Here is a 23,235-nt window from a genome sequence, read left to right as displayed (position 1 = left end):
CAGCTCCTCTTCGGGGCCGGCGGAGACGCCGGGCGATCAACGGAATTCTCCGGTACTTCAGCGCTCTGGCTTGTGCTGGCGGCGGCCGCGTGTCCGAAGCGCGTGCTCCACGCCCGACTGCAGGGTGGCCTTCGTCACGAGCTGATCGAGGTGCACGTCGAGCGCGACGAACGTTTGCGCTACCTCCGCGCGGATGCCCGTGACGACCGTCCGCGTGCCGAGCAGCGAGAGCCCCATCGCGGCTTGCACGAGCATGCGCGCAACCGTCTCATCTACTGCTTTCACGCCGGTGATGTCAATGATGAGATAGTCCGCCCCGCGCTCGCTCGCTCCGCGCAGCGCTGTCTCGACCGCTTGTCCGGCACGCTCGACGTCCACCGTGCCGATGAGGGGCATCACGAGGACGCCATCGATCATCGGAATGAGCGGAGCGGACAGCTCGAGGAGCCGCTCCCGCTGGGCCGCGATGATCTGCTCTTGCAGCGCCGCCCTGGCCGCCTCCGCGCGCTCGCTCTGCATCAGCTGCTGCGAGAGCCGCTCGTTCGTGTCGCGCAGCAGTTGCACGGCCTGCGCCAGCGCCTCCTCCGCCTTGGCGCGCTCCCCAATCTCCTCCGAGAGCCTCGTATTCCGCTCCTCGAGAGCCCGCGTTGCGCGCCGGAGCGAGATCTGGGTGTGCACCCGCGCCAGGAGCTCGGTCTTCTCGAACGGCTTTGTCACATAGTCGACGGCGCCTACGCGGAAGCCCTGGAGCCTGAACCTCGCTTCGGCGAGCGCCGTCATGAAGATGACGGGGATGCCCTGCGTCGCCGGATCGGCCTTGAGCCGCCGGCACGTCTCGAACCCGCTGAGGCCGGGCATCAGCGCGTCGAGCAAGATGAGGTCCGGCTGGGCCCGGCTGACCAGCTCGATCGCCTCCTCACCGTCGCGCGCGACCGCGACCTCCAGGCCATCCGACATGAGCGCGTGCGACAGCACGGCCAGGTTGTCCGCGCTATCGTCCACGATGAGGACGAGCCCAGAGAGCGGAGTTTCTTGTTCTTGCATGGGTCTCTGCCGGCTCAGCACGATCGAGCGAGCCTCGTGCGCCCGGCCGGCGTATCCCAACGGACGGCGGGCGAGCAAATGCGTACACTGTGAGCCGACGGCCCCATCACAGGAAACATTCCGTCTTCTTTTTTTCCGTTCGTACCACGGGCTGTTCAGTCTTAACATCCCTTTTGTAGGCGGAAGCGGAGAGAGTTGTAGGGTGCGGTGGAGAGGGTAGGCTGAGCCACACAGGTCATCCATTCCATCTACGTACGCATGCGTACGCATGAGATGGGCGCTTTCCGCCTCGTTCCAAGGTCCGATGTCGGCTCGCCTCACTTGCTTTCCTTCGTGAGGAGGCCTCCGCTTTTTTCGGCTTTCACGCTCCATTCCGATCTTCGGCCGCTGGAGCTCCTCACGCTCGGGCGTCGTGAGCGCTCCCGGCCGCTGGCCGGTGCTCCGGTCGTCCGCCTTCGCCAGGCGCACCGCCTCTACCGTGAGCTCGGGCGCAAACAGCCTCTTACTCCGTCCCATCCCTGCCTCCCCGGTGCCTTCTGGGGGCCACGGAGGTGCGGAGGATCACGGCGCGGCCTGGGCGAGGACAGCCATGTTGAGAGCGACCTGGCGCCGGGCGCCGCGACGCCGAGCGCGACCGATCGACCGGCGGCTGCCCGCCCGGGGCTTCTCGCGAGATGAATGTGCGCGCGCGTCGGCGCATCTAGCGCCTCGTGGCCCGCGCTCCTCCCGCGTCCAGAACCAGGGAAGCGCTCGGGAACCCGTCGTCAATACGCGGAACGGAAAGGTGGAGCACGTGAGGCACGGAGGCGCTCGGGTGTGGCAGGGGCTAAGAGGGGCTGCGGTGCTCGGGATGGCGCTGACCCTCGGCTGCACGACCGGCGGCGGTGGCCAGGGAGGCGCGGGGGGAGAGCCGGCGACCGGCGGCGGCGGCCAGGGAGGCGCGGGGGGAGAGCCGGCGACCGGCGGCGGCGGTCAGGGAGGGGCCGGGGGAGAGCCGGCGACCGGCGGCGGCGGTCAGGGCGGCGCGGGGGGAGAGCCGGCGACCGGCGGCGGCGGTCAGGGCGGCGCGGGGGGAGAGCCGGCGACCGGCGGCGGCGGTGGCGGTGGCGGCACAGCGAGTTGCGAGCCGGGGTCGCAGCTGAGCTGCTATTCGGGGCTACCGGGGACGCAAGGCGTGGGGCTCTGCACCGCCGGTGCTCAGACCTGCCTCCCAGACGGATCTGGCTATGGCCCGTGCACCGGCGAGATCACGCCGTCAGCTGAAGACTGCGCCTCGGAGGCCGACGAGGACTGCGATGGTACGGGGCAATGCTCGCTTCCGCCGCTTTGGTCCGCCGCGCTGGGCGGCGCCGGCGCTGACGCCGCCTACGGCGTCGCAACGGACGCCGCGGGCAACCTCTATGTGACGGGCGCGTTCGTGGGGACGGTCGATTTCGGGGCGGGGCCGCTCGTGAGCGCAGGATCCGCGGACGTGTTCGTGCTCAAGCTCGACCCGGCAGGCCATGCGATATGGAGCAGACGATTCGGCAGCAGTCCGTACGGGGAAGCCGGAACCAAGATCGCGCTCGACGCGAGCGGCAACATCCTCCTCGGCGGGACCTATCGCGGCGCCACCTTCGACGGGCCGCCGCCTGTGGACTTCGGAAGCGGCCCGCTCCCCTGGGCCTATGACTTCTCGCCGAACGCCGTCTTCTTCGTCAAGCTCGATCCGGACGGGAACCACCTCTTCAGCCACGGATACATCACCGGGAGCGCCGCGAGCTCGATCAACCTACGAGACATCGCGGCAGGCGCCGGGGGCATCTCCGCTGCGCTGTTCGTCGACCCGAGCTCCGTCGACACCGGCATGACCGTGAGAGCGTACAATGCGGCGGGCGAGTACATATGGGGCTTCTCCCATCGGTCGTTCGACAGCCCGGGTGGGATCGCCATGGACAGCGCCGGCAACGTCCTTCTGGCCATGGGGCACAGCAAGGGCCCAGGGTTATGCCCCTGCGCCTATTATTTCCATGTCGAGAAGCGAGACCCTGCAGGCACCGCGCTCTGGCAAAAGCTCCTGTCCGGACCGTCGGCGCCGGACTTCTCGGATGACGGCGGAGAGGCAAAGGATGTCGCCGTCGACCCCGAGGATAATGTCGTGGTCGTGGGCCGCAGCCTGGGAAATCTGGATCTCGGCGGTGGGCCAGTCCCCGCCGGAACACACTTCGTGGTGAAGCTGAGCCCGCTCGGAGACTATCTCTGGCACCGAGAGGCTCCGAGCGACGCCGTGGTCACGGACTCCGCCGGCAACATCATCGTCCTGGGAGCGCAGTCCCTCGTCAAGCTCGATGCTTCCGGCGCGGAGCTCTGGCGCCGCACGTTCACGGGCACGCCCGCCACGATAAGAGGCTTGACGACCTATCGCGCCGACCGCATCGCGCTCGTCGGCGACTTCACGGGTACAGCCGACTTCGGCGCCGGCCCGCTCACCGCCGCAGACAAGGACGGCTTCGTCGCGGTCATCGCCCCCTGACGCACGCGAGCGCGCCTGCGTCGGGGGTGGTCCGCGGCGGCTCGGTCCAGGCTGGGCGACCCCGACGACGGCCCAGGTGGGGGTGAAAGCGCGACCAGCGGTCGGGGCGCCGTGAGCGCCAGCTGGCCGCGCGGCGGAGGCGTTGCGCCTGCGGGTCGACGGCGAGCCGCGGGGGCTGCATCCCGCGCCGACGGGGGCTACCGGCGGCCGGGACAGGCGCCGTGGCGCCCCCCGCGAGGGAGGTCTCGTGGTCCCGCCGAGGGAGGAGCGACGTTCGCCGAGGGGGGGTGATGACCGGCTCGGCCCGATCTCCGCCCCGCGGCCCCCGCGCGTCCCGCGAAAGCCTGGACAGTCACGCGGGCGCCGAGGCGCGCTCGGACCGCGCCAGGCGCCGGGCGGCGGGTGAGGGGCCTCGCGAAGGGGCGCGCTTCGCGACGAAGTAGGTTAGAGTGCGCGCCATGCCTGATTTCGCCAAGCTCGCCGCCGCGGCCTCGATCGCCCGCGGCCTCGCCATGGATGCCGTTCACGCCTGCTCATCCGGTCACCTCGGCCTACCGCTAGGGGCCGCCGAGATCGGCGCCGCGCTCTACGGCGACATCCTCCGCCACGATCCGAGCGAACCGCACTGGTTGAACCGCGATCGCTTCGTCCTGTCCGCCGGTCACGGCAGCATGTTCCTCTACGCCTGGTTGCACCTCTCGGGCTATCCGGTGTCCCTCGACGACGTCCGCCGCTTCCGGCAATGGGAGTCGAAGACGCCCGGCCACCCGGAGTACCATTACACCGAGGGTGTCGAGGCGACGACGGGCCCGCTCGGCCAGGGCGTGGGCAACGCGGTCGGGCACGCGGTGGCCGCCAAGATGCTCGCCGCGCGTTACAACACGCCGGAGCACACGATCTTCGATCTCAATGTCTACTGCCTCGCCGGCGACGGCTGCCTCCAGGAGGGCGTGGCCGCCGAGGCGGCCTCCTTCGCGGGGCACTTCAAGCTCGACAACCTGATCCTCATCTACGACGCCAACGACGTCACCCTCGACGCGATGGCCATCAAGACCCAGAGCGAGGACACGGCCAAGCGCTTCGAGGCCTACGGCTTCGAGGTGCTCCACATCGAGCAGGGCAACGATCTGGAGGCCGTCCACCGGGTGCTCGGCCAGGCGCGGGCTTCGAAGAGCGGAAAGCCGAAGTTCGTCGTCGCCCACACCCTCATCGGCAAGGGGATCCCGGAGGTCGCCGGCACGCAGAAGGCGCACGGCGAGGGCGGCGCCAAGTTCGTGGATCAGGCCCGCAAGAACCTGGGGCTGCCCGCGGAGCACTTCTACGTCAGCGAGGAGGTGAAGCAGTTCTTCGCGACGCGCAAGGAAGCGCTCGCCAAGGTGCGCGGGGCGTGGGAGGCGACCTTCCAGGCCTGGCGCGCGAAGAACCCCGAGCTCGCCCGCCAGCTCGACGACGGCCTCGCGAAGAAGATCCCGGCGGACCTCGACGCGCGCGTCCCCGCCTTCGCCGCCGGCACCAAGGTCGCCACGCGCAAGGCCGGCGAGACCGTGCTGCAGGCGGTCGCCGAGGCGGTGCCCGCGCTCATCGGGTCGAGCGCCGACCTCTACGGCTCGACGTTCAACTACATCGCGTCGAGCACCGACTTCGATCCGGAGCACCCCGGCGGCCGGAACATCCGCGCCGGCATCCGCGAGCACGGCATGGGGGCGATCATGAACGGCATCGCGTACCACGGCGGCCTGCGCCCGAGCGGCGCGACGTTCCTCGTGTTCGCGGACTACCTGCGGCCGAGCGTCCGCCTGGCCGCGCTGTCGCACCTGCCGGTCATCTACATCTTCACGCACGACTCGGTGGGCGTGGGCGAGGACGGGCCGACGCACCAGCCCGTGGAGACCGTCGCCGGGCTGCGCGCGATCGTCGATCTGGACGTCATCCGGCCGGCGGACGCCGAGGAGACGGCCGGCGCCTGGATCTCCGCGCTGGAGCACAACGACGGCCCGACGGTCCTCGCGCTCACGCGCCAGGCCGTCCCGCTGCTTCCGGGGGACGCCGCCGCCAAGCGCGAGGGCGTCCGGCGCGGCGCCTATGTCCTGGTCAAGGAGACGGCGGCGCTCGAGACCATCCTGATCGCGACGGGCAGCGAGGTGCAGCACGCGGTCGAGGCCGCGAAGCGGATCGGGCCCGGCGTCCGCGTCGTCTCGATGCCCTGCGTGGAGCGGTTCGCGCGCCAGGATCACGCCTACCGCGAGGCCGTGCTGCCCGCCGCGTGCACGCGGCGCGTGTCCATCGAGGCGGGCGTCACCTTCGGCTGGCACCGGTGGGTCGGCTTCAAGGGGATCGCCCTCGGGATCGACCGCTTCGGCACGAGCGCCCCTGGCGACATCGTGATGGACCGGCTGGGCATGAACGCCCAGGCGGTGGTGCAGGCCGTGCAGGACCTCGTGCCCTGACCTCCTGAAAAAGCGCGGGAGCGCCGCGGAGCAACGTTCCTCGGCGCTCCCGGCGTGGTTTCCATCTCCCGCTCCGCCGCCGACCGGCCGGCCGCATGACCGACGAGAGCGCTGGACGCCGCCCGCCGCCGAGCTAAAAGCGGGCCCGTGCCGTCGGGCGACCTGATCTCTCAGCTGCTGGCCCTCTTCGCGGTGCTCGGGGTCGGCGTGCTGCTGCGGGCGCTGGGCCGGGCCGGCCAGGCGGACGCCGCCGTGCTGCACCGGCTGGTCATCGACGTCACCACGCCCGCGCTGATCGTCACCGTGCTCCGCCGCTCGGGCATCGGTCACGGCGCGTGGGGCGCGGTCGCCGCGTCGACCGTCGCGCTCTTCGCATGCGCCCTCGCGGGGGTCGCCGTGGCGCGGGCGCTCGGGCTCCCGCGCGCCGCGCAGGGCGCCGCCGGCCTCGTCGGCAGCTTCTCCAACACCGGCTTCCTCGGCGTGCCCGTCGTGCTGGCCCTCTACGGCGACGCGGGCGGCGCGGCGGGGACGGCGATCCTCGTCGACAGCATCGTCACGGCGCTCCTCCTGTGGACCTTCGGCGTCGCGCTCGCCGCGCGCATGGGCGGGGGCGGCGGCGGCGGCGGCGGGGAGGGGCGGGGCCTGCTCGCGGTGCTCCTGCACCCCAACGTGCTGTCGATCGCCGTCGGGCTCACGCTCCACGCGGCGCCGATCCCGCTGCCGGTGTGGCTGGAGCACGCGCTCGGCGCGCTCGGGAGCGCGACCCCGACGCTCGTGTTCCTCGCGCTGGGCCTCAGCCTCGACCTTGCCTCGCTCCGCGGCCGCGTGCGCCCGCTCGCGGCCGTCGCCGCCGTGAAGCTGCTCCTCTCGCCCGCGGTCGCGCTCGGCGCCGCGGTCGCGCTCGGCCTGAAGCGGCCCACCTCCGAGGTGGCGGTGCTGCAGTCCGCCATGCCGACGTCCATGGTGTCCGTCATCGTCGCCGCGCGGTACGGCTGCGACGGCCAGTTCGCCGCGGCCACCGCGGTCGTGACCACGCTCGGCGCGCTGGCGACCCTGCCGATCGTGGTCGAGGCGCTGCGCCGGATCGTCCCGTAGCGCGCCCTCCGCTTCCCCGCTCATCAACGCGACCCAACCCGGCCTGACGCGGCCTGACGCGACCCAGAGCGCAGGTCCCGCACAGGTGTGAGCGCCACCACGCGTCCAATCGCTGAAAGCCGAGCTCTGCAAATCGGCTTGGCAATGCTGGACGGAATATGTAAGTGTCCAGCGTATAATAATGAATGTATACGACCTGAGCGCGATGGCCACTCGCAAGCTGAAAGGGCAGATTCGATGATCCTGGGGGGCATGGACATCGAGGGACTGCAGGCTGAGCTGGAGCGGCTCCGCTGCGAGGTCAAGGCGCTGGAGCAGCGCGCCCAGGCCGCGGAGGCGCAGGCGGCGCTGTACCAGGGCGTCTTCGAGCACCTGCCGGTCCCGTCGGCGCTCTACGGCGCCGACGGCGTACTTGTCGACATCAACCGACGGAACCGCGAGATACTGGCCGTGCCGTCGAAGGAGGCCATGGTCGGCAAGCATAATATGTACGAGGACCCTGTCGCCGTGGCGGGCGGATACACTGCCCACTTCGATCAGGTGATCCGGAGCGGCGGAGGCGTGATCATGGCGCCGACCGCGTACAGCACGGCCGACGCCGGCCTCGAGCGCACCGAGGACCGCACCGTCTGGACCGAGACCAGGATGTCGGCGGCCGACGTGGGCGGCGCGCGCTACGTGCTCGGGATCAACCTCGACGTGACCGACAGGATGCGCGCCCAACAGGCGTACCAGGACAGCACGGCATTTGTCACCGCAATCGTGGAGCACGCGCCCAGCGCCGTCTACGTCAAGGATCTGAACGGCCGCTATGCGCTCGTCAACAGGCACTTCGAGCGGCTCATGGGCCTCTCCCGCGACGCGGTGCTCGGGCGCGCCGATCGCGATGTCATGCCCTCGGAGCTCGCCGAGGCTTTTGCGCAGTCGGAGCGGCAGGTCATCGCGGCCGAGGCGCCGCTCGTCAAGGAGGAGCAGCTCGTGATCGAGGGCCGCGTCCATTCCTTCGTGACCACGAGGTTCCCGCTGCTGGATTCACGAGGCAGGCTGAATGCGGTGTGCGGCATCTCCGTGGAGGTCACCGAAAGCCGAGCGGCCGAGGCCGAGGCTCAGCGGCTTCAGGACGAGATCATCCACCTGCAGGAGGCCAGGCTGCGCGCCCTCTCCACGCCGTTGCTGCCGATCGCGCGCGGCGTGGTGGTGATGCCGCTCATCGGCAACATCGATGCGCCGCGGGCTCAGCAGGTGCTCGAGATCCTGCTGGCGGGCATCGTCGCCCACCAGGCCTCGATGGTGATCCTCGACGTTACGGGCGTGCCGACCATCGACACCCAGGTCGCGAGCGCGCTGGTGCGGACGGCGCGCGCGGTGAACCTGCTCGGCGCGCAGGTGCTCCTGACGGGGATCCAGCCCGCCATCGCGCGGACGCTCGTCGAGCTCGGGGCGGATATGGGCGGGCTCCTGGTGCGGTCCACGCTCGATTCGGGCATCGCGTATGCCCTCACGCCCCGACCTGGTAGACGCGCCGGTACCCTGCCTCCACGTCCGTGATCGTCACCTCGACGATCCCGTGCGAGGTGATCGCGTACTGCTCCTCGATCAGCGGCCCCTCGTTGCCCATGCGCTCGACGGTCACCCCGCCGAGCTCGGCGGCGCGGTCGCGGAGCCGCCGGTCGAAGGGGAACACGACCTCGTTGAACGCCGTGATGTCGCCGTGGGGCACGCCGAGCCGGTCGAGCGCGGCGCACTCGACGAACCGGTAGCGGCCGACGTTGTGCGCCGCCCGGTACACGCGCCGCGAGACCACCGGCGCCTCGTGGCTCGACGGGATGCGCGCCTCCCGGTCGAAGATCGGGTCGAAGACCACCTCGTCCCCGCCGCTGCCCTCCCGGAACACCCCGAAGTGGCGCGAGAGCCGGTCGGAGAGCTCGAAGCCCGCGTCCTCGTCGACGGCGATGGCCAGGCCGATCGCGATGGCCGCCGAGGGGTAGGGGGAGCGATGGACGCGGCGCCCGAAGCGCTCGCGCAGCGTCCGCGCGACGATGGGCAGCGAGCTCGCGCCGCCGACGACGTAGATCCCCGCGATGTCGGCGAGCGCCTCGCCCGCGCCGGCGTCGAGGCGCGCGATCACCGGCTGCATCGCCGCGATGGTCGACTCCACGAGGGGCACGCACCGGTCGTAGTAGTCGGAGGTCGCGATCGTCACCTCGCGGGCGGGCGAGAGGTCGCCCAGGCAGGTCTCCAGGTCGATCACGATGCGCCGGGAGTTCGGGTTGAGCCGCTCCTTCGCCTCGCGGCACTGGTCCGCGAGCGCCGCGAGCGCGCGCGCCGGCAGGCCCTCGCGCTCGATCTTCTCGATCTTGCCGGCGTCGAGCGCCATCGAGGCCAGCGCGGCGTCGAAGTCGTCGCCGCCGAGGTGGTTCAGGCCCGCGGTCGTCACGGCGTCGTGGCTGCGCCCGGTCATGTGGACCAGCGACGCGTCGAACGTCCCGCCGCCGAGGTCGTAGACGACGATGTGCTCGCGCTTCGACGTGATGGTGCTGCGGTGGCGGTGCGTGTACTCGAAGCCGGCGGCCGACGGCTCGTTCAGGAGCGCGATGACCTCGAAGCCGGCGCGGCGGAAGGCGTCGAGCGTCACGAACCGCTGCGACCCGTGCGCGTTCGCCGGGGTCGCCACGACCGAGATGAGGCGCCCGTCGTCGTCCCTCTTGGGCCGGTTCGACCGGTGCAGCACGGCGTCGCGGAGCGACCGCAGGAACAGGGTCAGGAGATCGAGCACCCGGAGCTTCGTCCCGCCGATCTCGACCTCGACGTCGGGCGACGCGCGCGGGCCGGAGAGCACGCGCTTGAACGACCGGAGCACGGTCCACTCGGGGTCCGAGGCGACCGCGAGGGCGTCGAAGCCGAACCGGAGCTCCCCCCGCCGCTCGGCGGCCACGGAGGGGTAGAAATCCACGGTGTCCCCCGCCGCGTCCTGGAAGCTGACGACAGGGTAGTTCCCGCGATCGCAGCACGCGACCACGGTCCGCGTGGTTCCGAAATCGATCCCGAGGCGCAAGGTAGGGTCTCCTCCGGCCCCATGCTGCCACATCCGGCCGCCCGCGGTGAAACTCTGCGAGATCGGTCGGCTTCCAGCTCGAAGGCACCGTCATCGATGGCATCGACCGAGATCTGGGCGCCGTTCGCGAGGGCGATCGGGCAGTGGGGTTCGAGAGGACGTCATCGCCGGCGGCGTGGGGGTGAACCGTCCTTAGGACGCTACTTCTTCTCGCCCTGCTTGTCGCCCGTCGCGCCGCCGCTCGCCTCGACGAGGGAAGGTGGCGGGTCCGACTGGACCGTCTTCGCGTCGCCGGGCTCGAGCGTCACCATCATGGTCCGGTTGCCGCGCTCCGGGTCCACGAACGTCACCTCGTGCGAGCCGGGCGCGACCTTGCGCCCCGAGATCGGCGTCGTCCCGATGGGCTTGCCGTCCAGCAGGATCTCGGTCGGCTGCGCGGCGACCACGTCGAGCATCGGCGCGTCGTCGAGCGGAGGCTCGGGCTCCGGCTCGGGCTCGGCGGCGATCAGCGCGGGTTGCGGGGGCTCCGGCGGCGGCTTCGGGGCGCCGCCGCAGCCGGCAATGGCGAGGGTGACGAGGAAGGTGGGGGTGCGACGCATGGACCCAACGCTAGACAGGAAACACGCGGGAGGAAATGGCGAGGGTGACCTCACACGCGCAACGCTCCGCCACGGCACGCTCGCTGCGGCCCAGAGCCTCCCTCATCGAGGAGGGGCTCTCTCCCCCGGCCGAGCGATCGCTCCGTCATCCGCCGCCGCTGCCGTAAGGGCGCGTGATGATCTCGAGGAAGTGCCCGGCGGGATCGGGGAAGTAGACGCCGCGCCCGCCGTCATGGTGGTTGATCTCCCCGGGCTGCTGCGCTCTGGGATCGGCCCAGTACGGGATCTGGCGTTCGCGGATTCGACCGAAGATCTCGTCGAACTCGGCCTCGCTGACCAGGAAGGCGAGGTGCTGAGAACGGATCTCGCCAGGGGTGTCGATGAAGTCGAGCGTGACGTCGTTGTCGAGCCGTACCGTCAAGAAGTGCCCGAACGGCACCGGCGCCGAGAGGCCCAGGATCTCGGTCAAAAAGGTGGCGGACGTCGTCTTGTCCCGCGCCGGGACGATGGTGTGATTGAGCTGGACGGCCATGCTCGCTTCCTCCCTTCCGTGGGCGGTTGCCCATCTCCGGCGGATCTTGAGCGATCTCGCGGCGAGGGGCCACCTCCAGGCTGGCGCGGTGACCTGGATCGAGCGGATTTTGCCGCCTCTCGGCCCTCGCCGCCGCGCGCCCGAGAGGATTGCTGGAGCCGGCGAGCGGCCTTAGGAGCCCCACCAGGATCGCGGCGCCGAAGCGCACCCCGCGCCCTCTGCGCGTCCGGGGTGGAGAGACGGTCTTACGCCGGAGCTGTCCGCGATCGAGGAGCGGCGAGAAATGGTGCGCATTCCGATGTTCGTCGTCGCGTTGCCCTGCAGCATGCTCGCGCTCACGGCGGCCTGCTCCGATCCCGCCCCGCCCACGCCGCCGCAGCCCGCCACCGATCCGGCGGCGGAGGAGGCCGCGCGGTTCATCGATGCGGCCGAGGCGGAGCTGCACGAGCTCAGCACCCACAACAACCGCGCGGCGTGGGTGGCGGCGACGTACATCACCGTCGACACCGAGATCCTCGCGGCCGCGGCGAGCGCGAAGCTGCTCGGGGTGCAGGCCGATTACGCGAAGCGGGCCGCCCGCTTCCTCGACCTCAAACTGCCCTATGACGTCCGCCGCCGGCTCGAGCTCCTGCGAACGTCCCTCACGCTCTACGCGCCCGCCGATCCCGCGAAAACGAAGGAGGTCGCCACCATCGCGTCGAGGCTGGAGGCCATGTACGGAGCGGGCAAGTACTGCCCCGCGAGCGGCCAGTGCCTCAATCTCGAGGACCTGAGCAGGACGCTCGCGAAGAGCCGCGATCCCGAGGAGCTGAAGCGGGCGTGGGCCGGCTGGCACACGGTCTCTGTCCCCATGCGGGGCGATTTCACGCGGCTCGTCCAGCTGGCGAACGAGGGCGCCCGCGAGCTCGGGTTCAAGGACACAGGCGACGCGTGGCGCTCGAAATTCGAGATGCGGCCCGGCGTGCTGTCGCGCGAGGTCGATCGCCTCTGGGGGCAGGTCAAGCCGCTCTACGACGCGCTCCACTGCTACGCGCGGGGCCGGCTCGCCGCGAAGTACGGCGAGGACGTCGTGCCCGGCAAGGGCCCGATCCGGGCGGATCTGCTCGGCAACATGTGGGCGCAGGACTGGAGCAACATCTACGATCTCGTGGCGCCCGAGGGGGCCGCGCCGATCTACGATCTCGACGCCGCGCTGCAGGCGAAGGGGTACACGCCGATCGAGATGGTGAAGACGGGCGAGCGCTTCTTCGTCTCGCTCGGGTTCGAGCCGCTCCCGGCCACCTTCTGGGAGCGGTCGCTCTTCGTCAAGCCGGCGGATCGCGACGTCGTCTGCCACGCGAGCGCGTGGAACATCGACGACGAGGAGGATCTGCGCATCAAGATGTGCATCGAGATCACGGCCGGCGACTTCCAGACGATCCACCACGAGCTCGGCCACACCTTCTACCAGCGGGCGTACAACCACCTGCCGCTCCTGTACCGCGACAGCCCGAACCCCGCGTTTCACGAGGCCATCGGCGACACGATCGGGCTCTCGGTCAGTCCGGAGTACCTCCAGCGGATCGGGCTCGTGGACCAGCTGCCCCCCGCCTCCAGCGACCTCTCGCTCCTCCTCCGCGACGCCCTCGGCAAGATCGCCTTCCTGCCGTTCGCGGTCTCGCTCGACCGGTGGCGCTGGGGGGTGTTCTCGGGGGACATCCAGCCGGCGAGATACAACGAGGCCTATTGGGAGCTCCGGAGGAGGTACCAGGGTGTCGTGCCGCCGGTGCCTCGCTCCGAGTCGGACTTCGATCCTGGCGCGAAGTACCATGTGGCGGCGAGCGTCCCTTACATCCGGTACTTCTTCGCCCATATCCTCCAGTTCCAGTTCCACCGCGCGCTCTGCGAGGCAGCGGGGTACAAGGGGCCGCTCCACCGCTGCACGATCTACGGCAGCGAGGAGGCCGGCGAGCGCCTCCGGCGGATGCTGGAGATGGGGCGGAGCCGCCCGTGGCCGGAGGCGCTCGAGGTGGTGACGGGATCGCGGCGGATGGATGCGGCGCCGATGCTCGACTACTTCGGGCCGCTCAAGGACTGGCTCGACCAGCAGAACCGCGGCAAGACGTGCGGGTGGTAGGCGGGGGCGCGCGGGATCAGGCCTGCGGCGGCGGCAGGTAGTCCGGCGGCGGCGTGTAGAAGGCGAAGCGCGTGACCGCGTGGTACCCCATCACGTCGTACACGGGCCGCCCCAGGTCCGTCGCGTGGAGGACGGTCTTCTGGGCGCCGGTGGCGCTCAGCGCGTCGTCGAGACAGCAGCGCATCACCGCCTCGGCGTAGCCTTTGCGCCGGTGCTCGGCCGCGGTGGCGACGAAGCCGACGTACCGGATCCCCGCCACCATGAACGTCGCCGCGCAGCATACCGGCTGGTCGCCCGCGTAGCCGACCCGCCCGAACGCCCGGTCGTCCCACAACGCCTCGTGGGCCAGGGCGGCGCGCCCGGTGGGGAGCGGGAGGCCGTAGGCGACGGAGTTGAGATCGGCGACGGCGGCGCGCGTCTCGGCGTCGCCCACGCGCCTGAGCTCCAGGCCGGCGATCTCCCGCCGCGGGGTGGGGAGCGCGTCGGCCACCATGCCCATGATCGACACCGCAGGTTGGAAGCCGAGCCCGGCCAGGAGCTCGGCGGCCGCTTCCGCGTCACCGCCGGGCGCCCAGCTGTCGGACAGCGCGAAGAACCAGGGAACGCCGCCGGTCCGGGCGAGCTCGGCGCCGATGCGCGCGCGGCGCTCCAGATCCGTGAGGTTGCCGGCCGGCGAGGAGAGCGTGGCGATGTTGAGCAGGGCCATGTCCGTGCCCGAGAGGATGACGGAGACACCGTCCGTGTGCTCGATCCGGTGGCCGGGGAGGCAGCGGCTGAAGTGGATCCAGGCGGCCAGGAACTGCGCGTTGCACTCTGCGATCCCGGTCGGGTCGGACATGGGAGACCTCCTCTGGACCGAGATATACAGGGCCGGGCGCCCGGCGATCGAGCTTTCGTCGCCGAGCGCGCGGGCCCCGCTGCTGCCGTGGCCGTCGGCTCGGCAGCAGCGGGGCGCTCTGGCCGGGCAGGGTGACCCGATCGATGCTGGCGGATCAGGGCGCCGGATGTGACGAAATCACCGCGAGGGCGCCAGTCCCACAAGGACGCGGACCGGAGAGCGGAGGTGCGCCGACGGGCGCGAGGGGGCCGAGGTCAGCGCTGCTCGTCCCCCCTCGGGCGGCCTCACGGCTCGACGGACCCCAGCGTGTGGCAGTTGTTGCACGAGAAGTCGCCATTGCCGGTCGTGGGGTCGTACTGGACGCGCTGGAGCAGGCTGGCCATCTCGGGCACGACCTTCTCGAACATGAAGGTGCTCCACGCCGCGCGCTCGGGGTGCTCCGGGTCTTGCACGTACTCGAGGAACCCCTCCTCCGTGGCGGGCAGCACGGCGATCGCCGGGCTCGGCATGGCGTAGGCGCGCGTGGCCCCGTCGGCGCCGTGGCACGTCGCGCAGTCCATGGTCTCGAACGCCGGGTCGTACGCCACGAACACCTCCTTCATCCGCGGCAGGACGTCGCTGTTCATGTACGCGACGCGCTGCTCGAAGCTCATGTCCTTCCACGCGGTCGGCTCCGGATCACCGGCGTCCTCCGCGCCGCCGCACGCGGCGACGAACAGGCACGCTGCCATCGAGATGCGCCTCACGACCGCGCTCCTCGTCCGGCGCTCGGAACGCGGCGGCGCGTGATCCGGTCGCTCCCGCGCCGCCTTCGCGTCGTTGGTGGCCGGCTCCGCGGTGATCATGGATCGCATGTCGTATCTCCTCTCCTGGGTCGAGCTGGTTCGAAGCGGGTCGTCCGGACGGCACTGACCGGATGCGCCCTGGTTCTATCGTCACGACGAACGGGCGGGCCCGAGATCGACACGCTCAGCGATGTTTTTTGCTGCCGCCATCTGTCGACAACTGCTTGAAACTGCCGGGTCATCCGCGCGCCGCGGCGGCGAGGCGCAGCCCGCGGAACGCCGCGCGCAGCGCCTGCACGGCGCACCTCACCTCGATGCGCACCAGCGCCTCCGCGGCCCGGGCGATCGCCGGCTCGAGGGAGGCGACCCTCGCTGGCGTGAACCCCTTGGAGAACAGCGCCCGCGCGCGCGGGGTCGTCCGCATAACCCGGCGAGAAGGGCTGGAAGAGGGCGCGCCCTCGGCGTCATGGCGGTTCGCTTCCCCCTCCGACTTCCCGCAGCAGTGCTAGAGGTCCTGCATGTAATCACATCCGATGCTCCTGCCGAGAGCGTGGCAGTGGATGGCGGTCTCCGGCGCCAGGTCCAGGCGATGGATGTTGGGAGTCCGGTAACAGGTGGACTGGTCATTGCCGACGATCAGATATGCCCACCGCCTCCCCGTCGGGGTGGGGCCCGATATCGTGCAATCGAGCCTCGTCCCTGCCACGAAGCCGCTCACGATCGCTTGCTCGGTCTCGCCGGCTTCTTCGCTGTCGATCGACGGATCCATGGAGCCAACGCACGCAGAGCCGGAGACGCAGACGAGCCCTGTCACCAGCGCCATGCCGAGCCAGTTCTGGAGATTGCGACGATTGCTCATACTTCCCCTCTTTCTACGACGGAGACTCGTCGCGGTGGATCCCCGGTGGTCACCGTTCGCGAGCCTCGTCGGATTCACGAGCAAGAGCTATGCTCGGGGCGTCTGTCACCCGACGCTACAGCGTCACTGGTTTCACTTCAGGTATCGAGACGCCTCCGCTCCCGGGCAAAATCGTGCGACAGGGACATGGAGAAGGTCACGAGAGACAGGGAAACGAGCGACATCGAAGATCGACACGAACGCCAGGGACACGGAGCCTGGCGACAGGACGTGGAGAACGCCGCCAGGGACACGAGATCGAGCGACCTGGATGTCGAGATCCTGGCAAGGGACCACGGTCGGGGCCGATGGCGACCGCGCGCTCACGGGCGCCGCGGGGGAGCGCGCAGGACGAGGCCGCGCGCCATCGCGCGGCCCGCGCTTCACAGCACGTGCGGGAGCGGCAAGGCGGGCCCGGTGAGCGGCGGCATCTGACCGGCGCGCGCCAGCGCGTCGCCGTACACGGCGTCTCCGCTGCGGAGGTCGCCGAGGCGGCGCGGCGCGAAGCGGATGTCGTCGAAGACCGCGGTGCAGCCGTCGCCTGCGGGCGACTGGGCCGAGAAGCCGACGTCGAGCTCCGCCGTGCTGCCCAGCGAGAAGCTGCGGACGAGGCGCCATGTCGTCCCGTCGGTGGAGGCGTGGAACGCGCACATCCGGCCGAGCCGCGAGACGCGCAGCCATACGTGATCCGCGTCGACCTCGAAGGATCGGCGGTCGTCCGACAGGCCGCGGGTCACCACGGAGACGACCGTCGGAGCGCCCTCCGGCGAGAGCTCGAAGCAGAGCTTCGCCCACGAGCGCTCGTGCGCCCAGAGGAGCAGCACGCCGGCGTCGCGCACCGCCGAGAAGCCCACCGTCACCCGCGCGCTGGCAAGGAAGTCCCCGTGCGGCGTCCCGAGCAAGCGCGGCGCGTTCAGCGCGCCCCGGATGCGATCCGGATCGAGGAACAGGTCGGTCTCGCCGCCTGCTGTGACCGTCAGGCTCGACGCTTTCCCGGCGCTCCAGCTCCTGGGCGGTACCTCCCAGCGGAGCGGTGTGGGCCACGGCTTTAGGTGCACCTGTTCGCTCACCTCGTCTCCCTCCCCTGCATCGCGTCGATGGTACCGGAGTGTGCTCCTGTATTGTCGTGGAATCGTTTCGGTGTGTATGGAGGATCTCGGTCCTATGCGAATTACCGTCCTTCTGATTTCCTGCTGTTCGGTTGGAATCCTGGCAGGGTGCTTCACCTCGCGGAAGGGACCGCCGGAGTTCCTGCTCGGCGCGAGGGCGGTGCAGACATCACCTGGCGATCGTGACCGGGACGAGAACGCCGGCACCGGGGTTACCGGCACCGGCTATGTGGAAGCCGCGGGCGCCCTCGTCGGTGCGGCCGGGTCGACCGTCGCGAACCGCGCGTTGTTCGATACCTGCTACGCGGCGTGTCCAACCGGGACGGCGTGCGACGCGGCCACGGGGATGTGTGTGCGGCAGCCGTGCGGGGGGAAATGCCCGGCCGACTACCGCTGCAAGGTCGTCGAGGGGAAGGAGGCCTGCGTCCTCGGCGAGCCCGACCGCGGCGTTGTGTCGCCGCTGGCCGCGCCCGGGGCAGGGGAGCTCGGGCCGGGAGCGGCGCCCGGGGCCGCGCCGGGGCCGCGCGTCGACTGAGGCGCGGCGCCCCGCTCGCTCACCGCCCCTCGATCCGCCTCATCACCTCTGCATAGACCTCGCGCCGGTCCGGCCGAGCGCGGCCCAGCGCGTCCTTGAGCGCGGGGATCGCCGGCGCGCCCACGTGCCCGAGCCCCTCCGCGGCCGCGCGGCGGACGACCGCGTGCGGGTGCAGGAGCAGGCCCACGATCGCGGGGAGCGCCGGCGGCCACGGCGCAAAGCAGAGGATACGGATCGCCGAGCGGACCACGTCCGGCAGCGGATCCGAGAGGAGCGCGCACGTCGCGCGCAGGTAGGCGGCGCGATCGACCGCGTCGCGGAGCAGCCGGTGCGCGTGGAGCCGCACCCGGGGGCGCCGATCGCCGAGCAGCTCCACGAGCAGCGCCGCGAGCTCCCCGTCGGGCGCCCCGGCCAGCGCCGAGAGCGCCCGGCGCGCCTGCTCCGCGTCCCCTGCGCGCGCGAGCCGCACGAGCTCCTGCCGCGCCGGACCTCGGTCGCTCGTCTCGGGCGCCTGTGGCTCCGGACGCGCGCGCAGCGCCTCCAGCGCCCGCGCGTCCTCGGCCGCGCGTCCCCCTCCGGGCGGCCGGAGCGGGCCGTCGTCGAGCGAGAGCCGCCCGGCCAGATCGGCGCGCCCCTCGGCGCGGAGGCGCTCCACCACGGCCTCGAGCTCCGGCGTCCGGAGCAGCCGCTCGCCGGCGACCAGATCGAGGTAGCCCCACGCCCCCTGCCGGAGGCGATCGACCAGCCGAGCCGCCCGCGCGTCGGGCGCCACGCGGCGGATCGCCTGGGCCGCCGCCGCGCGCGTCGCCGGCGCGCCCGACTCCCACCACGAGAGCAGCTGCGGGAGCAGGCGCTCCGCTTCCGGCGGCATCAGCAGGTCCGCGAGGCGCGCCGCGCGCTCCCGGCGCGCCTCGTCGGCCGGGTCGCCCCGGAGCTCTTCCTCGGAGAGATCGAGCAGCGAGGGCGCCAGGGAGGGCAGCCCCGGGTGGTCCACGCCGTCCACGTCGCCGCGCAGGTAGGCCTGCAGCGCGGCGGCGCGGGCGTCGGGCTCCGGCCACGAGAGGAGCGCGACGGCGGCCTTGCTCCGGAGCTCGGGCGCGGGCGCGGCCAGCATCGACAGCAGGCGCTCGCGGAGCGCGGCCGAGCGCGGCTGGTCGAGATCGGACGGCCGGGGCACCCGCGCGTCGCCGCTCGGCGCGGTCGCCTGCTCGGCGAGGGTCCAGGGCGGCGCGCCGATCGGCTGGAGCGACTCCATCCAGTCGAGCAGCGCCGGCCGCGCCGGCTCGGCCGCGGCCGGGAACACCTCGGTGAGCGCGGCGAGCTGCGCGCGCGAGCCGAGGCCGCCGCGCGGCCGCTCCCGGAGCGCCGCGAGCGCCGCCGGCTCCAGCGCCGCGGCCCGGAGCGCCGCCCGCCACGCGGCCGCGCCCTCGGGATCCTCGCCATCGCCCGCCTCGGCCGTCGCCCCGAACGCCTCGCGCAGGATCGCCGGCTCGGCCGTCCACGGATCGGCGGCGGCGCGCGCCGTCGCGAGCGCCTGATCGACGTCGGCGCGCCCGAGGATCGCCCCGCACCGCCGCAGCAGCGCGAGCGGCGATCGGCGCGCCCCCGGCGCCGGCGCGAGCCCGCGCACGCGCGCCGCGACGCCGAGCGCCTCGGCGCGCGCGAGCTCGGGCGCCGCCTCCTCGAGCAACGGGAGCAGCCCGTCGCGCAGATCGGCCGACGCCGCGGCGAGCCCGTCGAGCAGCACCGCGGCGTACCGGGCGTACAGGCGCGCCTCGACGGGCGACCACGGGGCGGTGGACGTGCGGACGATCAGCCGGAGCGCCGTGTCGCGCAGCGCCGGCTCGTCCGCCGCCAGGCGGAACCACTCCGGCGCGAGCTTCCGCAGGGCGGCGAGCCACCGCTGCGTCAGCGCCGCCTGCCGCTCGAGCAGGCGCCGCGCCGTCGCGTCGTCCCAGCCGTCGCGGGCGAGCGCGGCAGCGAGCGCGTCCGCGGCGCCAGCGAGCGCGCCCGCGGCGCCTGAGGGAGGCGCGGCGCCCGGGCGCGCTCGCTCGCGGGCGGCGAGGCCGTGCGCGTCGATCTCCACGGCCTCCCCGGCGAGCTCGTCGGCGGTCCCGGAGGCGAGGGCGATCTCGCCAGCGACCACCCGCTCGAGCAGCCGCGCCGCCGCGGCCGATCCCTGGCGGAGCCCGCTCCGGATCGCCTGGGCCGACAGCTTGCCGCTCAGGGCGTCGAGCAGCCGGTCGCGGGCGCGTTCGTCCTCCACGGCCCCTGCGGCGGCGAGGATCGTCGCCTCGCAGGCCGGCCCGACGATCGCCCGCAGCGCGGCGTCGAGCGCCGCGCGCAGCCCCGGGTTGTCGTGGCGGCCGAGCCAGAAGACGAGCTTCGGCGCGGCCTCGGGCCCGCCCGCCCGCGCCAGCGCCTCGGCCGCCGTCTTCTTGATGCTCATGTTCGGGTGATCGAGGCACGCTGCGATGGCGGGGCAGGCCCAGCGCGCCTCCATGCCCCCGAGCGCGCGCAGCGCCTGCCTCACCGTCTGCACGTCGCCCGCGCCCGTGAGGAGCGTCAGGCTGGCCGAGAGCGCCTCGGCGCCGTCCTCGGCGAGCAGCGCGATCACGCGCTTGCGCACGCGGGGATCGCGGTGGCGGAGCAAGCGCGGGACGCGCGAGCGCGCGGCCTGACCGCGCGCCGAGCGCAGCAGGTCGACGAGGAGCGCGCGCTCGCCCGCGGACACGCCGGGTCGGTCGAGGAGGTCGAGGGCGAGGCTCGCGAGCAGCGCGTCGCCGGCCGCGCTCTCGCTCGCGGCGTCGAGGAGGCAGACAGGCCGGATCTTCCGGCGCTGGTGGAGCCGCCGCCCGAGGCCGCGGATCGCCTCCGCGACATCGTCCGGGATCGCCGGCTCCGCGGGCCGCGCGGGGCCCCGGTCGGGGTCGCGATCGGGCGGCTCGGCTGGCCCGCCGGGGGCCCACGCCGCGGCGTGGTCCGCCGCGATCCGGAGCAGCAGATCGGCGATCGCCGGCAGGGCGCTCGCGTCGCCCGCGCGCGCGAGCGCCCTGAGCGCGTCCGCCGGCGTGCACCGCTTCACCGCGCGCTGGAGCACCGCGAGCTCCGCCGCCTCGGTCCCGGCGAGGTCGGCGGCGATCTCGGCCGGCAGGTCCCGGGGGTTCAGGCGGGCGACGAGCGCGCGCCGGTCCGCCGGATCCTCCGTCAGGTGCCAGAGCAGCGCCGCGGCGCGGTGGCGCTCGCCTCGGAGGTGCGGCGCGATGGCCGCGCCTGCGCCGCCCTGGCCGAGCGCCGCCCGGAGCGCCTCCACCGTGCGTGGGCCGCCGATCGCGGCGAGCGCCTCCAGGGCAGCGGCGGGCGCGCGCGGCAGGGCGGCGAGCACGTCGTCCTCCGCGGCCGCGTGGCGCAGGGCGCCCAGCGCGCGCAGGAGGGGCGCGGGCGAGGGCGCGTCGCGGAGCTTCTCGGCGAGCGCGTCGCCGAGCGGGAGATCGGCCGCGCCCTGCCGCGCCATGGCGACGATGATCTCGGCGCGGCGCGGCCAGCTCGCGTCGCCGCCCGGCGCCGCGGCGAGCGCCGACAGGAGCGCGCGCCGGCAGGTGAAAGCGATCGCCGCGACGTCCTCCGCGGCGATCGTGGGATCGGCGAGGGCGAGATCGAGCAGGGCCGCCGCGTGCTCCGGGGCGGGGAAGTGCCCGCGCCGGTGCAGCGCGCGCAGGCAGGCGATCGCGCTCGGGCCGAGCAGCAGCGGATCGCCCCCCGCGACGCTCAGGATGGCGCCGACGTCCTCGCGGTTCGCGTGCTCGCCGAGGAGCGTGAGCGCCCGCTGCCGGAGCCGCGGCGGTGCGTCCTCGCGGGAGACGAACGCGCGGAGCGCGGCGCCCTCGCCGTGGCGGGCCGCCGTCTCCAGCGCGGCGGCGGCCACGTCGGGGGCGCCGCCGAGGAGCTGCCCGAGGCGCGCGCCCGGGAGCGGCGCGCCGGCGAGGACGGCCCAGGGCGCGGCGAGCTCGCGCAGCGCGCCTGCGACGATCGCGGGCGCCGCCGCGTCGAGCAGCGCGGCGAGCACCGCGCGCGCCCGATCGGGCGCGAGCAGCGCCGCGTGCAGGCAGCGCCGGGTGAGGTCGAGCGCCGCGGCCGCGAGGACCGGCTCGCGGCGCGCCGCGAGCTCGGGGAGGAGCGCCTCGGGCGCGGGGATCTCGGCCGGATCGAGCGCGTGGAGCGCCTGGTAGAGGAGCTCGCCGGCGGGCTCGTCGCGGACGGCCTCCGGCCGCGTGAGGATCTCGGTCCGGAGCCACGCGACGCGAACGGCGGCGGGGAGCGAGGCCTCGCGCCACGCCGGGAGGCGCTGAACCGGGAGGGAGGGCCACAGCGCGCGGTAGAGCCCGGCGAGGAGCAGCGCGACCTCCGGCGTCCTGTCCAGCGTGCGCGGGAGCAGCGCCGCGAGCTCTCGCCGCCCTGCGCCGCCCTCGCGCCGGGCGGCCTGGGCCATCCGCGTGAGCCCGAGGTACCGCACGCGCTCGTCCTCGTGCTTCACGAGCTGGCGGAGCATCTCCTTGCTGCAGCGCGCTTCATCGACGTGCTCGGCGAGCCACCGCACGTCCGCGCGGCGGAGCGCCGCGGCGAACGTCTCGTCCAGGTGCACCATGGCGGCGCCATCGTAGACCGGCGCGCGGCGGCGAGGCGCCGGCAAAGCGATGGCCGGCGCCTCGTCACCGAGGCTTCGTCACCGAGGCTGTCGGCGCGCGGTCGCTCCGATCACTCCGAATTACTCCGACGGCCTGCTCCCCGTCACGGAAGCGCGCGACAGATTCAGCAGCGCCTTCGCGCGCGAGTACGCGATGTACGGGTTGTCCGTGGAGCCGCCAAGATCGTCGGCGTCTTCCCCTGGCCCCTGCGCCCTCACCGGGAGCCAGAGGTAGTCGGGGTGCATCGCCTTGCCGTTGATGCCGTTGACGAGGGCGGGGTTCCTGATCCACTCGCCGCCGATCAACGCCAGCCGATCGTCGAGCTCGAGCACGTAGTGGAGCTCCACGTTCAGGACCGGGATGTTGCGCTGCGCGGGGGGCAGGAGGAGCTGCTCGGCGCTCACCTCGTCCGAGACCATCCCGTAGCGCCCGCTGACGCGGACGAAGCGCCTCGCGTACGGGTTGAACCGGTAATTGTAGCAATCCGCCCCCTGGAACCCGCCGTTACAGACGAGCCGCGCTGCCTCCTGCGCGCTCACCTCCGCCATCGTGTCGATGCTGAACGACGTGACCGGGTAGCTCCACACCTCGCGGTGCCAGGTGTAGTCGACGACGAACGCGCGCCGCGCCCGAGCGCTGGACGGCGAGCTGATGGAGCTTGCGCCCAGCCCGAGGAGGCCGGTCATGGCGATGTGCATCGTCGCGGGGTTCAGGTCGCGGCACGCCGGATCGATAGGCCTTCCGTACTGATCGCGCTGGACGAGGTCCTCCCGCGCCTCGCAGCGCCGCCCGGACACCGTGGCCGAGTCGCTGTGGTAGAGCTCCGTCATGAGCGCCTCGATATCGGCGGTGCGGAACAGGATGCACCCCGTCTCCACCGAAGCGCACGTGGTCACCTTGCCGCCCGAGAGCTTCACGCGGATGTCGCGCTGCGGCGGCCCGCCTTCCTCGGCGACGACGTAGGCCGCCCAGCCGTTGCAGTGTC

Annotated in this window: 17 protein-coding genes (1 of these 17 only partly in view); 6 read left to right on the top strand and 11 right to left on the bottom strand. The window is 72.6% G+C overall.

Going from position 1 to position 23,235, the window contains the following annotated elements:
• Window positions 1–57 precede the first annotated feature (57 nt).
• Window positions 58–1,287, bottom strand: a complete 1,230-nt coding sequence (locus tag WMF27_RS19970) for a response regulator (RefSeq protein ID WP_437767303.1) — start codon at window positions 1,285–1,287, stop codon at window positions 58–60.
• Between the two features lie 607 nt (window positions 1,288–1,894).
• Between WMF27_RS19970 and WMF27_RS19965 the strand changes: the two genes are divergently transcribed.
• From WMF27_RS19965 to WMF27_RS19950, 4 genes are all read left to right on the top strand, one after another.
• A complete protein-coding gene (locus WMF27_RS19965) occupies window positions 1,895–3,556 on the top strand; it encodes a hypothetical protein (protein WP_437769832.1) in 1,662 nt (553 codons plus the stop codon).
• A 458-nt stretch (window positions 3,557–4,014) separates the two neighbouring features.
• Window positions 4,015–6,003, top strand: a complete 1,989-nt coding sequence (tkt, locus tag WMF27_RS19960; RefSeq protein ID WP_437767304.1) for a transketolase — start codon at window positions 4,015–4,017, stop codon at window positions 6,001–6,003.
• A gap of 147 nt (window positions 6,004–6,150) precedes the next feature.
• On the top strand, window positions 6,151–7,098 hold the full coding sequence (locus WMF27_RS19955; protein ID WP_437767305.1) for an AEC family transporter: 948 nt from the start codon (window positions 6,151–6,153) through the stop codon (window positions 7,096–7,098).
• Window positions 7,099–7,350: 252 nt separating this feature from the next.
• Window positions 7,351–8,646: a PAS domain-containing protein gene (locus WMF27_RS19950; protein ID WP_437767306.1), complete on the top strand. Its 1,296-nt coding sequence runs from the start codon at window positions 7,351–7,353 to the stop codon at window positions 8,644–8,646.
• On the opposite strand, the gene WMF27_RS19945 is transcribed toward WMF27_RS19950, so the two are convergent.
• The 3 genes from WMF27_RS19945 to WMF27_RS19935 all read right to left on the bottom strand — a co-directional run bounded on the left by WMF27_RS19945 (window position 8,597) and on the right by WMF27_RS19935 (window position 11,284).
• Entirely contained in the window at window positions 8,597–10,153 is a 1,557-nt protein-coding gene (locus WMF27_RS19945; protein ID WP_437767307.1) for an Hsp70 family protein, read from the bottom strand. The two genes, WMF27_RS19950 and WMF27_RS19945, sit on opposite strands and share 50 nt — an antisense overlap.
• Window positions 10,154–10,353: 200 nt before the next feature.
• Window positions 10,354–10,752 (bottom strand): PEGA domain-containing protein, encoded by a 399-nt coding sequence (locus tag WMF27_RS19940; protein ID WP_437767308.1) that lies wholly within the window; start codon window positions 10,750–10,752, stop codon window positions 10,354–10,356.
• A gap of 145 nt (window positions 10,753–10,897) precedes the next feature.
• Window positions 10,898–11,284, bottom strand: a complete 387-nt coding sequence (locus tag WMF27_RS19935) for a VOC family protein (RefSeq protein WP_437767309.1) — start codon at window positions 11,282–11,284, stop codon at window positions 10,898–10,900.
• Between the two features lie 283 nt (window positions 11,285–11,567).
• Between WMF27_RS19935 and WMF27_RS19930 the strand changes: the two genes are divergently transcribed.
• Window positions 11,568–13,400: a M2 family metallopeptidase gene (locus WMF27_RS19930; protein WP_437767310.1), complete on the top strand. Its 1,833-nt coding sequence runs from the start codon at window positions 11,568–11,570 to the stop codon at window positions 13,398–13,400.
• A gap of 16 nt (window positions 13,401–13,416) precedes the next feature.
• On the opposite strand, the gene WMF27_RS19925 is transcribed toward WMF27_RS19930, so the two are convergent.
• The 5 genes from WMF27_RS19925 to WMF27_RS19905 all read right to left on the bottom strand — a co-directional run bounded on the left by WMF27_RS19925 (window position 13,417) and on the right by WMF27_RS19905 (window position 16,991).
• Window positions 13,417–14,238, bottom strand: coding sequence for a GNAT family N-acetyltransferase (locus WMF27_RS19925; protein ID WP_437767311.1), 822 nt, complete (start codon window positions 14,236–14,238; stop codon window positions 13,417–13,419).
• 284 nt (window positions 14,239–14,522) lie between these two features.
• Window positions 14,523–15,092 carry a hypothetical protein gene (locus WMF27_RS19920; RefSeq protein WP_437767312.1) on the bottom strand — a complete coding sequence of 190 codons (570 nt, stop codon included), beginning with the start codon at window positions 15,090–15,092 and terminating at the stop codon, window positions 14,523–14,525.
• Between the two features lie 169 nt (window positions 15,093–15,261).
• Window positions 15,262–15,447 carry a hypothetical protein gene (locus tag WMF27_RS19915; protein ID WP_437767313.1) on the bottom strand — a complete coding sequence of 62 codons (186 nt, stop codon included), beginning with the start codon at window positions 15,445–15,447 and terminating at the stop codon, window positions 15,262–15,264.
• A gap of 81 nt (window positions 15,448–15,528) precedes the next feature.
• Window positions 15,529–15,882: a hypothetical protein gene (locus WMF27_RS19910; protein ID WP_437767314.1), complete on the bottom strand. Its 354-nt coding sequence runs from the start codon at window positions 15,880–15,882 to the stop codon at window positions 15,529–15,531.
• A 422-nt stretch (window positions 15,883–16,304) separates the two neighbouring features.
• Window positions 16,305–16,991, bottom strand: a complete 687-nt coding sequence (locus WMF27_RS19905; protein ID WP_437767315.1) for a DUF1349 domain-containing protein — start codon at window positions 16,989–16,991, stop codon at window positions 16,305–16,307.
• Window positions 16,992–17,085: 94 nt separating this feature from the next.
• Here WMF27_RS19905 and WMF27_RS19900 point away from each other — a divergent pair, with 94 nt between their 5' ends.
• A complete protein-coding gene (locus WMF27_RS19900; RefSeq protein ID WP_437767316.1) occupies window positions 17,086–17,565 on the top strand; it encodes a hypothetical protein in 480 nt (159 codons plus the stop codon).
• Window positions 17,566–17,584: 19 nt separating this feature from the next.
• Here the strand turns inward: WMF27_RS19900 and WMF27_RS19895 are convergent, their stop codons facing one another.
• Together WMF27_RS19895 and WMF27_RS19890 are read right to left on the bottom strand one after the other, a co-directional pair.
• On the bottom strand, window positions 17,585–22,210 hold the full coding sequence (locus WMF27_RS19895; protein WP_437767317.1) for a HEAT repeat domain-containing protein: 4,626 nt from the start codon (window positions 22,208–22,210) through the stop codon (window positions 17,585–17,587).
• A 120-nt stretch (window positions 22,211–22,330) separates the two neighbouring features.
• Window positions 22,331–23,235, bottom strand: the 3' portion of a protein-coding gene (locus WMF27_RS19890; RefSeq protein ID WP_437767318.1) for a hypothetical protein. It continues 655 nt past the right edge of the window; 905 of the gene's 1,560 nt are visible here — the last part of the coding sequence; the start codon falls outside the window, past its right edge — the gene reads right to left on this strand; its stop codon occupies window positions 22,331–22,333.

The sequence above is a fragment of the Sorangium sp. So ce281 genome (genome assembly GCF_051527395.1).
GTDB lineage: Bacteria > Myxococcota_A > Polyangia > Polyangiales > Polyangiaceae > Sorangium > Sorangium cellulosum_B.
Note: the sequence above shows the minus strand (reverse complement) of the source record. Positions and strands in the feature narration are given on the sequence as shown.

Coding starts and splice junctions, on each gene's coding strand:
- WMF27_RS19915 (WP_437767313.1), bottom strand. CDS start 15,447: ATGCGGACGACCCCGCGCGCGCGGGCGCTGTTCTCCAAGGGGTTCACG.
- WMF27_RS19925 (WP_437767311.1), bottom strand. CDS start 14,238: ATGTCCGACCCGACCGGGATCGCAGAGTGCAACGCGCAGTTCCTGGCC.
- WMF27_RS19965 (WP_437769832.1), top strand. CDS start 1,895: ATGGCGCTGACCCTCGGCTGCACGACCGGCGGCGGTGGCCAGGGAGGC.
- WMF27_RS19920 (WP_437767312.1), bottom strand. CDS start 15,092: ATGCGATCCATGATCACCGCGGAGCCGGCCACCAACGACGCGAAGGCG.
- tkt (WP_437767304.1), top strand. CDS start 4,015: ATGCCTGATTTCGCCAAGCTCGCCGCCGCGGCCTCGATCGCCCGCGGC.
- WMF27_RS19900 (WP_437767316.1), top strand. CDS start 17,086: ATGCGAATTACCGTCCTTCTGATTTCCTGCTGTTCGGTTGGAATCCTG.
- WMF27_RS19930 (WP_437767310.1), top strand. CDS start 11,568: ATGGTGCGCATTCCGATGTTCGTCGTCGCGTTGCCCTGCAGCATGCTC.
- WMF27_RS19950 (WP_437767306.1), top strand. CDS start 7,351: ATGGACATCGAGGGACTGCAGGCTGAGCTGGAGCGGCTCCGCTGCGAG.
- WMF27_RS19940 (WP_437767308.1), bottom strand. CDS start 10,752: ATGCGTCGCACCCCCACCTTCCTCGTCACCCTCGCCATTGCCGGCTGC.
- WMF27_RS19895 (WP_437767317.1), bottom strand. CDS start 22,210: ATGGTGCACCTGGACGAGACGTTCGCCGCGGCGCTCCGCCGCGCGGAC.
- WMF27_RS19935 (WP_437767309.1), bottom strand. CDS start 11,284: ATGGCCGTCCAGCTCAATCACACCATCGTCCCGGCGCGGGACAAGACG.
- WMF27_RS19970 (WP_437767303.1), bottom strand. CDS start 1,287: ATGGATGACCTGTGTGGCTCAGCCTACCCTCTCCACCGCACCCTACAA.
- WMF27_RS19910 (WP_437767314.1), bottom strand. CDS start 15,882: ATGAGCAATCGTCGCAATCTCCAGAACTGGCTCGGCATGGCGCTGGTG.